Origin of the sequence: Micromonospora sp. B006 (genome assembly GCF_003408515.1) — a bacterium.
In the GTDB taxonomy this organism is placed as follows: Bacteria; Actinomycetota; Actinomycetes; order Mycobacteriales; family Micromonosporaceae; genus Micromonospora; species Micromonospora echinospora_A.
Genome location: NZ_CP030865.1, coordinates 5414012 through 5426747, shown reverse-complemented (window position 1 = coordinate 5426747; position 12736 = coordinate 5414012). Strand labels below are relative to the sequence as shown.

Below are 12736 nucleotides of genomic sequence, written 5' to 3'. Positions count from 1 at the left end.
GGCATGCCCGACGAGACGGCCCGTACGTCCGCGATCGCCGACCTCATGCGCGCCGGACGGGAGATGTCGCGGCTGTCCATGGTGTTCCGGTACGCCATCGCGGATCGGCTGGGCCTCACCGTGAGCGACCTGGAATGCCTGGACTACCTGGCGGACAGCGGCTCCGCGTCCGCGGGGCAGATCGCCGAGCGCACCAACCTCACCACCGGGGCGGTCACCAGCATGCTCCGGCGGCTCCAGCAGGCTGGCTACGTGACGGCCGAGCGCGACCCGGCAGACCGGCGGCGGGTCATCGTCACCCTGCGGCCCGAGCGGGTCGCCGACCTGGAGCGACCGTACGAACGTTTCGCCGAGCGGGCGGAGCGGCTCGTCGAGGGCTACAGCGCCGAGGAGGTCAGCCTGCTGGTCCGGCACTACGACCGCATGCAGGCCATGTACCTCGCCGAGCTGGACCGCCTCCGCGACGACGACCCAGGCGCGACCGACGGATCCGGTAGCACGTACACCGCTGCCGGCCGGCGGCGTGGGTCGGCTATATCGGTGGCCCCACGGCGGCCCACCGCGCAGGATCACCTGGTGGCCCCACCCGACACGGTTCTCTCCGACCTCCGCGAGGCGTGGCGCCGCACGCTGGCGGACAGCCTTCTCGGCCTGTACCTGCACGGCTCGCTCGTGGCGGGCGACTTCGACGTGAACCGCAGCGACCTCGACCTGCTCGCGGTGCTCGCGAGTGACCCGGACGAGAAGCTCCTCGACGTCCTCGCCGACCTGCACGCGGACCTCGACCGGCGGCACCCGCAGTGGGCCGGCCGGCTCGAGGTGGAATACGTGTCACTGGACGCGGTGCGCGCCGTTCCCGGCCGGGACCACATGATCGCCCGGATCAGTCCCGGGGAGTCGTTGCACCTGCTGCCCGCCACCACCCACCGCGTGGTGACCTGGGCCGCCGTGCACGACCACGGCCGTACGCTGCTGGGACCGCCGGCCGGCGAGCTGCTGCCCGCCGTCGAACCCGGCCTCGTCCGCGCGGCTCTGCGGGACCACGTCCGTGACTGGCCGGCCTGGGTGCTCGAGATGACACCGCCCGGGGCCCAGTCGTACGCGGTGCTCACTCTCTGCCGGGCCTACCAGCGCCTGCACAACGGCCGGCAACTGTCCAAACGGCAGGCCGCCGAGCAGACCGCCGCCGCCCTCCCGCGATGGGCGGACCTCATCGTCTGGGCGCGCGACTGGTGGTACGGCTCCGGCCAGGACACCGATCCCGGCAGGTTCGACGACGTCCGGGCGTTCGTGCACGAGGTCAGCGCCGCCATCCTGGCCGAGGAACCCGACAGGCGGTGACACTCACCTACTCCTTCAGGCCGATGTTGTCGATCGGGGAAGCGCGGAGCAGCCGCCGGACGGGCCACACCGTGCTCACCAACGCCAGCAGTGTCGTACCGCTAAGCACCGCCGCCCACCCGAGCGGCGGAACGTACGGGATCGGGCTGCCGGTCAGTCCGTTGACGATCGCGCTCAGCGTCAGCACCGCTATCGTCGCGCCGATCAGCACCGCGGTGCCGAGCAGCCCGGCCTGTTCGGCCCGGACCATCCCGCGAATCTGACGGCGGGTGACGCCGACGAGTTGCAGCAATGCCAGCTCGCGGCGGCGGGCCAGCGCCGCCATCACCATCGTGGTGGCTGCCGCCAGCGCCGCGTACCCGACCATCACGCCGATCAGCAGCCGGTTCAGCCACGCGCCGAGCGCCAGATCGGTGCCGAGAAGGCGCGTACGGGTCGCGGCGTCGAGAATCTCGGTGCCGGGCCGAGCCGCCGCCCACGTGGCCAACGCGGTGTCGGCGTCCGGGCCGCCGCGGACCAGCACCTCGTCGACGGTGTTCGCCGCCGTGTGCCCGGCGACCGTCTCGGCAGCCACTGTGACGTCGCCGAAGCCGAGGCCACGGTCGTAGATGGCGATGACCTTCAACGTGACCAGGGTGCCGTCGCCCAGCCAGAGTTCCGCCTTGTCGCCGACGTCCCAGCCGGACGAGGACGCCTGCATCGTGGACAGGGCGACGGTACCGACACGCAGGTCGGCCAGGGTGCCCTTGCGCACGGCGAGGTCCATCGTCGACGTGACGCCCGCCGGGTCGACCGACTGCGCGCCGACCGGCTCGATGCCGCCGAGCGCCCGCACCACGACCTGGGTGCGGCGTACCCCGGTGGCGGCCTGCACCCCGGCCACCTCGCGGATCTCCCGCGCCGCGTCGGCGGGCAGCCCGCCCGGAGCGACGAGCACCCGCTCGGCGAGCGTTCCGGCGCTGCTCTGCGTGGCGGTCTGCCGTTCCAGGTTGTCCTGCAGGAACCAGACCGAGCCGCCGAACCCGACGGACAGCACGAGGGCGGTCAGGACGGTGGCCATGCCCTGCGCGTTGGCCCGCAGGTTGGCTGCGGCCAGGTAGCCGCCGGCCCGCCAGATCCGCGGCAGCACCGGGGTGAGCAGGCGTGCCGCGTAGGCGTTGATCATCGGTGCGAGCAGCGCCACCGCGATGACGAACAGGTAGAGCATGCCGACCGCGCCGGCCAGCGCCCCGGCCGACCCGGCGGCGCCGAGCGTGAACGCCCCGGAGCTGCCGGCCGCCATCAGCGTCAGCACGCCGGCGATGAGCCGTACCGGGCCGCTGCGCCGAGGTTCGACAGCGATCTCGCCGAGCGCCTCGATCGGCTTGATGGCGGTGACCCGGCGGGCGGCGATCAGCGCGGCGACCACCGCCACGAGAACCGCCGTACCGATGGCGGCCGGCACCGCGAACAGACCGCCCGTCATCGGGAAGCCGGCCGGAACGAACCCGCGGCCGACCAGCTCGCCGTGCACCCAGCGGGCCGCCAGCAGGCCGGCCGGGCCGCCGATCGCGGAGCCGGCCAGGGCGAGCAGCGCGGCCTCGGCGACCAGCATGCGGCGCACCTGCCCCGGCGTGGCGGCCACCGCCCGCAGCAACGCCAGGTCACGCCGACGGTGCCGGACGGACAGCCCGATGGTGCCGGCCACCACGAACACGATCAGCAGGGCGACGTAGCCGCCGAAGGCCGACCCGGCCTCGACCAGCAAGCTCCGGGCGGCCTGGTTCTCCGACTGCTCGGCCTTCCCGCGGTCCTTCCCGGCGTACGTCGTGGCGCCGGCCGCCGTCGCGATCTCGCGCACCGCGCCGACGTCGGCGCCGGGCGCCATCCGTACGCCGATCGCGTCCACCCGGCCCGGGTGGGCGGACAGGCGCGCGGCCTGCGCGTCGGTGAAGAACACCGCCGCCGAACCGGTCTCGGCGGTCCCGCTCACCCGGTACGACCGGCTGATCCCGCCGACGACCAGCTCGATGCGGTCGCCGGGCGACACCCCGAGCCGGGTGTCGACCGCCACCTCGTCGTCGGTCCGCGGCGCGACGCCGACGGCGAGGGGACGACCGGTGAAGACGTACGTGTCCCAGCCGTGTCCCACGGCGGCGGGTGAGCCGATCAGAACCCGGTCGTCGCCGGTGACGGCAGTGACGCCCGGCACCCGGCGGATCCGGTCCACCAGGTCGGCGTCCACAGTGCCACCCTCGGGCAGCGTCACGGTGCTCGTGGTGGTCTCGCCGTCGAACTCCCGGAACGTGTGGCTGACCGTGCGGTTGGCGACGACCACGTCGGCGGTCGCCCACAGCCGCGGCTCCGGGCGGAAACGCAGCCCTGATTCGACGAGCGTGCCCATCGCCACCAGGATCAGCACGCCGACGATCAGGGCCAGCAGGGTCGCGGCGGCGGGGCCGGTGCGGTGCCGCAGCAGGCGGGCGGCGAGGCCGGTCATCGGAGGACCCGCCCGTCCAGCGACGCCAGGTGCTCGGCGATCCGGACGGCGCCGAGCTGCGGGAGGTCCGCGACCATCGCACCGTCGGCGAGCACGAGCACCCGATCCGCGTACGACGCGGCGATCGGATCGTGGGTCACCATCACCACCGTCTGCCCGTGCTCGTCCACGACCGCGCGCAACAGAGTCAGCACCTCCGCCGCGGTCCGCGAGTCGAGGGCGCCGGTGGGCTCGTCCGAGAAGATCACCTCGGGGCGGGTGGCCAGCGCCCGGGCGATCGCCACCCGCTGCTGCTGGCCGCCGGACAGCGCCGCCGGCCGGTGGTGCAGCCGGTCGGCGAGGCCGACCCGCTCGACCACGTGGGCCAGCCAGGCCCGGTCCGGACGGACGCCGGCCAGACGCAGGGGCAGCACGATGTTCTCCTCGACGGTGAGCGCGCCGATCAGGTTGAACGCCTGGAAGACGAACCCGATCCGGGTACGACGCAGCTCGGTCAGGCGCGTCTCGGACAGCCCCGACAGGTCGGTGCCGCCGACGACCACCCGACCGGTGGTGGGGCGGTCGAGCCCGGCCGCGATCTGCAACAGCGTGCTCTTACCGGAGCCTGAGGGCCCCATCACCGCGGTGAAGGTACCCCGGTCGAAGCCGACATCGACGCCCGCGAGCGCGGTCACCTGGTTGCGGCCGGCGCCGTACACGCGGGTGAGTTGTTCGACGCGTACCGCCGGTTCGACGGGCTGTCCCATTCTGGTGGCCTCTCTCCGTGTCCGCGCACGAACTGCGCGCACCAGAAACGCTATTGAGCTGGGGGAACGGCGACCATCCAGTGGGCTGCCCGGTTCGGGTACAGCAGGCACCACCACCGCCCCGGAGGGCTCGCCCCGCTTACCGGCTCTCAGGGACGTCCGGGCAGGTGCATCGCCGGTCAGGTCCGAGTTCGTCGGCGCGTTCGTGGCGGATAGCGTGTGCCCGATCGCCCACCTGACGCAGTTGGCCGGCGGTCAGGCGGCGGGCGTTCCAGAGCAGCCGGGCGACCTCGGCTGCGTCCGGATGGACCGGCGGACGGTCGCCGGCCAGGTCGACGCCGGTCAGCGCGCTGAGGTCGTCGGGCGAGATGTCGAGGAACGCGGCGAACCCGGCGAGCAGATCCGGCGTCAGGCTCTTCGTGCCGCGTCCGATCATGCCGATGGTCGACGCCGACAGCATGTCGCGGCGGCCGATGCCGAACAGGTATTTTGCGGAGCCGAACCAGTTGAGGTTGCGGTTGTGCAGCAGGCGCAGTATCAGGCCGCCGGGAGTGCCCGGGTACTGCTGATGCGGCGGCGCCGGTGCCGAAGGCGGCTCTGGACGGGACTGCTGGGGCATCGACCGGACAAGCCGATGCAGTTCCGGCACGGCCCGTGGCAGATACGTCAGCGACCAGGACAGCGAAGCGATGTCGTCGGCAGCGGTCGGATCCAGCGGAGCGAGGTCGTGAGGCACCGGCTGACCCGCGATGACGAACAGGTCGCCGACGTGCAGGCCGAGTGCGGGGGCGAGCCGGCGCAGCAGTGACGAGTCCGGTTCGGTGCCGTCGAGCACCGCCGTGACCAGCGGCTCCGAGACGGCCGCGCGGCGGGCCAGGGAGCTGACGTCGATGCCCCGCAGCTCGGCCAGTCGCCTCACCCGCACCGCGAACGCCGGCAGTGTCCGCACGGTCCCAGCCTACGGCCCGGGTTCATCAGTTCCCTGTTCGGAGCCCTCGAATACGCGGATCGCGGCAACAGGTGCGGCGCGGCGCCGTACGTCGCGCCCACGCACCGGCGGCCGCCCACCATCCGAGCGATTGAGCAGGTCACAGCCGGGGTAGTGGCCCTCCTCGCGGAAGATCAATCGGCGGCCGGTCCGGCCCGCCCGGCGAGAGGGGCACCACCGGTGCGGACCTGGGTACGCGACGCCGTCGCGCGGTTGCGCGGCGACGGGATGACAGTGGTCGAGCTGACCGCCGCCGCTGTGGTCGCCTGGTTCGTGGCGGCGGTGGTGATCCGTCACCCGGACCCGTTCTTCGCGCCGACCGCCGCGCTCGCCGTACTCGGCGAATCCCGCGGGCGACGGCTACGGCAGACCGTCGAGATCCTGCTCGCCGTGGCAGCCGCCGTGCTCGTCGCGGAGCTGCTGGTGTACGCGCTGGGCCCGGGCACCGAGACGGTCCTGCTGGTGCTGCTGCTGACCACCACGACGCTCGTGGTGATCGGGGCCCGCCGTGCCCTGGTCGTGCAGGCCAGCGTCTCGGCCATGTACCTGGTCGTGGTCTCCGCCCCGAACGGGACGCTGATGCCGTTCCGCTTCGTCGACGCGCTCATCGGCGGCGCCGTGGCGCTTGCCGCCAGCCAGCTCATGGCCGCCCGTGACCCGCTGGCACCACTGGTGGCCCAGGCCCGGCGCAGCTACACCGACCTGGCCGACCTGCTCGACCAGGTCAACGCGGCGCTGCGCGGCTGCGACGAGGACGCCGCCCGCGCCGCGCTGGACCGGGCGCGACAGGTCGACGACTGCGTCGCCGAGATGCAGGCCGCGGTGCTCGCCACCGGCGAGACGCTGCGGCTGGGACTGCGCCGCCGGCACCTGGGCAAGCTCGTCGAGGTGGAGGCCACGCTGCGGCAACTCGACTACGCCGCCCGCAACATCCGCGTGCTGGCCCGGGCCGGCGTGACCCTGACCCGCCGGCACACCGCCACGCCGCCGGAGCTGGCCGCCGCGATCGGCGCGCTGACTTCCGCCGTACGGTCGGCTGGTGAGGCCATGGCCCACGACCTCACCGGTGCCGACGCCGACCGGCACGCGCAGCGGGCCGACGCGGCGGCGCTTGAGGCGGTCCGGATCGCCGCGGGCCTGCTACGGACCGATCCGCCACTTCCGGTCACCATGATCGTCGGGCAGATCCGGGCGACCGCGATCGACCTGCTGCGCGGTGTCGGCCACGACGACGTGACGGTGCTGGACCGGGTGGACGAGGCGCTCGGCCTGACCCGGGGGTGACGAGTACGCCGCCGGCCCGGTCAGCGGTGATGGATCGGGGTGTCGAGGTCCGTCAGCCGCCGGCCGGTGCCTCCCGCGGCCAAGGCGACGACCTCGGCGGCGATCGCCACGGCGGTCTCCTCCGGCGTCCGCGCCCCCAGGTCGAGCCCGATCGGCGAGGAGAGCCGGACGAGGGCCGCCTCGTCCACTCCGGCCTCGCGCAGGCGGCGCAGCCGATCGGCGTGGGTGCGGCGGCTGCCCATCGCACCGATGTAGCGGGCCGGGGTGCGCAGGGCGACCTCCAGCAGCGGGACGTCGAACTTCGGGTCGTGGGTGAGGACGCAGAGCACCGTGCGCTCGTCGACTGCTGTCGACTCCAGGTACGTGTGCGGCCACTGGACGACGAGGTCGTCGGCATCGGGGAAGCGTTTGCGGGTGGCGAACACCGGGCGGGCGTCGCAGACCGTGACGTGGTAGCCGAGGAATCGGCCGATCCGGGCCACCGCGACGGCGAAGTCGATCGCGCCGAACACGATCATCCGGGGTGGCGGCAGGTACGACTGGACGAAGACGGACACCTCGTCGTGCCGCTGCTGCCCGCGCGTACCGAGTTGGATGGTTCCGGTGGTGCCCAGGGCGAGCATGCCCTCGGCCTGCTGCGCCACCGCGCGGTCCAGGTCGGCGTCGCCGAGGGTGCCGGCCACCCGGTCGGGCCAGACCACCATCTGGGCCATTCCGGCGGACGCCGTCGCGACCGGCGCACCCGCGCGGATCGCGGCGAGCACCGCGTCGGGCTCGGTCAGCACGACGTCCGGCTGGACCAGCACCTCGATGGTGCCACCGCAGGTCAGGCCCACCTCGAAGGCATCGTCGTCGCCGACACCGTAGGTCTCGGTGCAGGCCTGACCGGTCCGTATCGCCTCCTGGCAGAGCTCGTAGACCGCGCCCTCCACGCATCCTCCGGAGATGCTGCCGACGACCTCACCGTCGGCACAGACGGCCATGGCCGCGCCCGGCGGTCTGGGCGCCGACTTCCAGGTCCGGACGACCGTCGCGACGGCGAATCGGACGCCGGCGGCACGCCACGCGGTCAAGCCGTCGACGATGTCTCGCATTGCCGCACGATCCGTGAGTGGTCGCGGCACCGTCAACGCCGACCTAAGGACTTGCTTAGGTCGGCGTTGACTTCCACAGGCACCGGCACCACATTGACGACTTCCGGAGGTGCGATATGCAGGTGCCGGCCCCGTTCGAGTACGAACGAGCCACCAGTGTGGACCACGCCATCAGCCTGATGGAACGGCTGGGCAGCACGTCACGGCTGATCGCCGGCGGGCACAGCCTGCTGCCGATGATGAAGCTGCGGCTGGCCAACTTCGACTATCTCATCGACATCAACGACCTGCACGACGAGCTCGGCTACATCGAGGCGGGCCCCGGCGAGATGCGCATCGGCGCGTTGACCCGGCATCGGGAGCTGCTGGAGTCCGCCACCCTGACGGCGGCCTTCCCGATCTTCGCCGACGCCGAACGGGTGATCGCCGATCCGGTGGTGCGCAACCGGGGCACACTGGGCGGCTCCCTGTGCCAGGCGGACCCGTCGGAGGACCTCTCCGCGGTCTGCACCGCCCTCGACGCGAGCTGCGTGATCCGCGGGCCGGGCGGCGCCGAACGGGTGGTGTCCATGGAGGAGTTCCACGTCGGGCCGTACGAGACGGCCGTCGGCGACGGGGAGATCCTGGTCGAGATCCGGCTGCCGGTGCGGCCCGGCTGCGGCAGCGCCTACGAGAAGGTCGAGCGCCGGGCCGGCGACTGGGCGGTGGTGTCGGCCGGTGCGGCGGTCTGGCTCGACGGCGGCGTGATCTCCGACGCCCGGGTCGGGTTGGCCGCGGTGGGCCCGAACACCACGGGCATCCCGGAGATCTCGGCGGCGCTGCGCGGGCAGGAGCCCAGCGAGAGCCTCTTCGAGCAGGCCGGTGCGATCGCCGCCCGTAGCTGTGATCCGGCCACCGACCAGCGGGGCAGCGCGGACTACAAGCGGCACCTGGCCGACGAGCTGACCAGACGGACCCTGCGCCGGGCCGTGGAACGGGCGAGGAGCTGAGCATGCAGGTCACCATGACCGTCAACGACGTCGAGGTCACCCGGGAGATCGAGGGTCGCCTGCTGCTGGTGCACTTCCTGCGCGACGTGCTGGGCCTGACCGGCACGCACTCGGGCTGCGACACCAGCAACTGCGGCACCTGCGTCGTCTGGCTCGACGGCGAACCGGTGAAGTCGTGCACCGTGCTCGCCGCGATGGCCGGCGGCCACGAGGTGCGTACCGTCGAGGGCCTGGCGAAGGGCGCGGAGCTCGACCCGGTCCAGCAGGGTTTCATGCAGTGCCACGGCCTGCAGTGCGGCTTCTGCACGCCCGGCATGATGATGACGGCCCGCGCGCTGCTGAACCGCAACCCGGACCCGACCGAGGCGGAGATCCGCGAGGCGATCTCCGGCCAGATCTGCCGCTGTACGGGCTACGCCACCATCGTGCGCTCGGTGCGCTGGGCCGCCGTGCACGAGGCGAACGCGGCCGCCGCGGTCACCGAGACCACCGAATCACGCGAAGCCGGCGAGATCGACAACGCCGGCCAGCCCGCCGGGAGCGTCGTATGACGACTGTGCACGAGCGCGTGGACACCTTCCACGACAACGACCAGAAGCCGGTGGGATACGGCCGCATGCTGCGGAAGGAGGATCCGCGGTTCGTCCGCGGCCGGGGCCGGTTCGTCGACGACGTCCGGCTGCCCGGCATGCTGCACCTGGCCGTCCTCCGCTCGCCGGTGGCCCACGCGCGGATCCTGAGCATCGACACGAGCGCCGCCGAGGCCTCCCCCGGCGTCAAGGCGGTCGTGACCGGGGCGATGCTGGCCGAGCAGGGCCTGGCCTGGATGCCGACGCTCTCCAACGACGTGCAGGCCGTGCTCGCCACCGACAAGGTGCGCTTCCAGGGCCAGGAGGTGGCGTTCGTCGTCGCCGAGGACGGCTACGCGGCGCGGGACGCGCTGGAGCTGATCGACGTCGAGTACGACGTCCTCGATCCGGTCGTCGACGCCCGCCGCGCGCTGGAGCCGGGCGCCCCGGTGATCCGCGACGATCTCGAGGGCAAGACCGACAACCACTGCTTCGACTGGGAGACCGGTGACGAGGCGGCCACCGCGGCGGTGTTCGCCCGGGCGGACGTCGTGGTCAGCCAGGACCTGGTCTATCCGCGGGTGCACCCGGCACCGATGGAGACCTGCGGGGCGGTCGCCGACTTCGACCCGGTCGACGGCAAGCTACGCCTCTGGTCCACCACCCAGGCGCCGCACGCGCACCGCACCCTCTACGCCCTTGTGGCGGGCATCCCCGAGCACAAGATCCAGGTGATCTCGCCGGACATCGGCGGCGGCTTCGGCAACAAGGTGCCGATCTATCCGGGGTACGTCTGCGCGATCGTCGCCTCGATCGTCACCGGGAAGCCGGTGAAGTGGATGGAGGACCGCTCCGAGAACCTGATCAGCACCGGCTTCGCCCGCGACTACATCATGCGTGGTGAGATCGCGGCGACCCGCGACGGCCGGATCCTGGCCATCCGCACCAACGTCCTCGCCGACCACGGCGCCTTCAACGGCACCGCCGCACCGGTGAAGTACCCGGCCGGCTTCTTCGGGGTGTTCACCGGCAGCTACGACATCGAGGCCGCGTACTGCAAGATGACGGCGGTCTTCACCAACAAGGCGCCCGGCGGCGTGGCGTACGCCTGTTCGTTCCGCATCACCGAGGCCGTCTACCTGGTCGAACGCATCGTCGACTGCCTCGCCGACGAGCTGGGCATGGACCCGGCCGAGCTGCGGCTGAAGAACTTCATCCGGCCGGAGCAGTTCCCGTACACGACGAAGACCGGCTGGGTGTACGACTCCGGCGACTACGAGCCGACCATGCGGCTGGCGATGGAGATGGCCGGCTACGCCGACCTGCGGCGCGAGCAGCAGGAGAAGCGGGCCCGGGGCGAGTTGATGGGCATCGGCATCGCGTTCTTCACCGAGGCCGTCGGCGCCGGCCCGCGCAAGAACATGGACATCCTCGGCCTGGGCATGGCCGACGGCTGCGAGTTGCGCGTGCACCCGACCGGCAAGGCCGTGGTCCGGCTCAGCGTGCAGTCCCAGGGGCAGGGGCACGAGACGACGTTCGCGCAGATCATCGCCGAGGAGATCGGCATCCCGCCGGACGACATCGACGTGGTGCACGGCGACACCGACAACACACCGTTCGGTCTCGGCACGTACGGCAGCCGATCCACTCCCGTCTCCGGTGCCGCGGCGGCCCTGGTCGCCCGCAAGGTCCGTGACAAGGCCCGGATCATCGCCTCCGGCATGCTGGAGGTCTCGGTCGCCGACCTGGAGTGGGACAAGGGTTCCTTCCGGGTCAAGGGCGACCCGGGCAAGAGCGTGACCATCCAGGACATCGCGATGCGGGCGCACGGCGCCGGCGACCTGCCCGAGGGCGTCGAGGGCGGGTTGGAGGCGCAGATCTGCTACAACCCGTCGAACCTGACGTATCCGCACGGGGCGTACATCTGCGTGGTGGACATCGACCCCGGCACCGCACAGGTCAAGGTGCGGCGGTTCATCGCCGTCGACGACTGCGGCACCCGGATCAACCCGATGATCATCGAGGGTCAGGTGCACGGCGGGCTGGCCGACGGAGTCGGCATGGCCCTGATGGAGATGATCGCGTTCGACGAGGACGGCAACTGCCTCGGCGCGTCGCTGATGGACTACCTGCTGCCGACTGCGCTGGAGGTGCCCGACTGGGAGACCGGCTTCACCGTCACCCCGTCCCCGCACCATCCGATCGGCGCGAAGGGCGTGGGCGAGTCGGCCACCGTCGGTTCCCCACCCGCGATCGTCAACGCGATCGTCGACGCCCTCGAACCCTTCGGCGTACGGCATGCCGACATGCCGTTGACGCCGTCGCGCGTCTGGGACGCGATGCGCGGCAACGCCCGCCCGCCGATCTAGGGAGGTGGCCATGACGACGATCGCCCGCCGTACGCATGATCTGACCGTCTCGCGCGCGCCGTTCGTGCACGCCACAGTGGTCCGGGCGCAGGACCCGACGTCGGCCCGGCCCGGCGACGACGCCGTGATCCTGCCGGACGGCACCATCGAGGGTTTCGTCGGCGGGATGTGCGCCGAGAACTCGGTGCGGGCGGCCGCCCTGGACACCCTCCAGGACGGCAAGGCGCTGCTGCTGCGGGTCCTGCCGGACGGCGCGCCCGTCTTCCCCGACACGCCGGGGGCACGGGTCGTGGTCAACCCGTGCCACTCGGGCGGCGCGCTCGAGATCTTCCTGCGCCCGGTGCTGCCCGTACCCGTGCTGGGTCTGGTCGGCGACACGCCGATCAGCGCGGCGGTGGCCACCCTGGCTGCCTTCCTCGACTTCGAGGTGGCCACGTCCGGTGACTACTCCGGCGCGACAGCGGTCGTGGTGGCCGGCCTCGGCAAGGGCGAGCAGGACGCCATCCGCGCCGCGCTGGATGCCGGCGTGGGGCACATCGCGCTTGTCGCCAGCCGTACCCGCGGCGCGGCGGTGCTCGACGAACTGGCGCTGTCCGACGCCGAACGCGCCCGGGTCCGGACCCCGGCCGGGCTGGAGATCGGCGCGCGCTCACCGCAGGAGATCGCGCTGTCGATCATGGCCGAGGTGGTGCGGGCGCTCCGCGTGGACGGCCTCTCCTCCTCCCCCGCAGCGCCCGTCGCGCTCCCCCAGCAGGCCGTCGACCCGGTGTGCGGGATGACCGTCCTGATCGGGCCGGACACCCCGCACGTGCGGATCGACGGCACCGACCACTGGTTCTGCTGCCCCGGCTGCCTCGACCGGCACGTGGCGGCGTAG

10 protein-coding genes are annotated in these 12736 nt (G+C 72.4%); 6 read left to right on the top strand and 4 right to left on the bottom strand.

The features are described from left to right. Nucleotides 1–3 precede the first annotated feature (3 nt). Nucleotides 4–1341: an aminoglycoside adenylyltransferase domain-containing protein gene (locus MicB006_RS32485; protein ID WP_225980480.1), complete on the top strand. Its 1338-nt coding sequence runs from the start codon at nucleotides 4–6 to the stop codon at nucleotides 1339–1341. Between the two features lie 7 nt (nucleotides 1342–1348). On the opposite strand, the gene MicB006_RS24360 is transcribed toward MicB006_RS32485, so the two are convergent. The 3 genes from MicB006_RS24360 to MicB006_RS24350 all read right to left on the bottom strand — a co-directional run bounded on the left by MicB006_RS24360 (nucleotide 1349) and on the right by MicB006_RS24350 (nucleotide 5515). Next, the gene (locus tag MicB006_RS24360; RefSeq protein ID WP_116509206.1) at nucleotides 1349–3820 is read right to left on the bottom strand and encodes an ABC transporter permease; all 2472 of its coding nucleotides are present in this window, start codon (nucleotides 3818–3820) and stop codon (nucleotides 1349–1351) included. Next, nucleotides 3817–4566: an ABC transporter ATP-binding protein gene (locus MicB006_RS24355; RefSeq protein WP_116509204.1), complete on the bottom strand. Its 750-nt coding sequence runs from the start codon at nucleotides 4564–4566 to the stop codon at nucleotides 3817–3819. Before MicB006_RS24355 ends, MicB006_RS24360 begins: the two co-directional genes overlap by 4 nt. 139 nt (nucleotides 4567–4705) lie before the next feature. Then, entirely contained in the window at nucleotides 4706–5515 is an 810-nt protein-coding gene (locus MicB006_RS24350; RefSeq protein ID WP_116509203.1) for a helix-turn-helix domain-containing protein, read from the bottom strand. Between the two features lie 219 nt (nucleotides 5516–5734). Between MicB006_RS24350 and MicB006_RS24345 the strand changes: the two genes are divergently transcribed. Continuing rightward, a complete protein-coding gene (locus tag MicB006_RS24345) occupies nucleotides 5735–6838 on the top strand; it encodes an FUSC family protein (RefSeq protein WP_116509201.1) in 1104 nt (367 codons plus the stop codon). A 20-nt stretch (nucleotides 6839–6858) separates the two neighbouring features. Here MicB006_RS24345 and MicB006_RS24340 read toward each other — a convergent pair whose 3' ends face one another. Beyond that, nucleotides 6859–7932 carry an XdhC family protein gene (locus tag MicB006_RS24340; protein WP_116509200.1) on the bottom strand — a complete coding sequence of 358 codons (1074 nt, stop codon included), beginning with the start codon at nucleotides 7930–7932 and terminating at the stop codon, nucleotides 6859–6861. 116 nt (nucleotides 7933–8048) lie between these two features. Here MicB006_RS24340 and MicB006_RS24335 point away from each other — a divergent pair, with 116 nt between their 5' ends. The 4 genes from MicB006_RS24335 to MicB006_RS24320 are packed head-to-tail and all read left to right on the top strand — an operon-like array spanning nucleotide 8049 to nucleotide 12736. Then, the gene (locus tag MicB006_RS24335; protein ID WP_116509198.1) at nucleotides 8049–8921 is read left to right on the top strand and encodes a xanthine dehydrogenase family protein subunit M; all 873 of its coding nucleotides are present in this window, start codon (nucleotides 8049–8051) and stop codon (nucleotides 8919–8921) included. Nucleotides 8922–8923: 2 nt separating this feature from the next. Continuing rightward, nucleotides 8924–9472 (top strand): (2Fe-2S)-binding protein, encoded by a 549-nt coding sequence (locus tag MicB006_RS24330; RefSeq protein ID WP_116509197.1) that lies wholly within the window; start codon nucleotides 8924–8926, stop codon nucleotides 9470–9472. Next, a complete protein-coding gene (locus MicB006_RS24325; RefSeq protein ID WP_116509195.1) occupies nucleotides 9469–11859 on the top strand; it encodes an aerobic carbon-monoxide dehydrogenase large subunit in 2391 nt (796 codons plus the stop codon). The genes MicB006_RS24330 and MicB006_RS24325 overlap by 4 nt, the downstream gene beginning before the upstream one ends. Before the next feature lie 10 nt (nucleotides 11860–11869). Beyond that, entirely contained in the window at nucleotides 11870–12736 is an 867-nt protein-coding gene (locus MicB006_RS24320; protein WP_116509194.1) for an XdhC family protein, read from the top strand.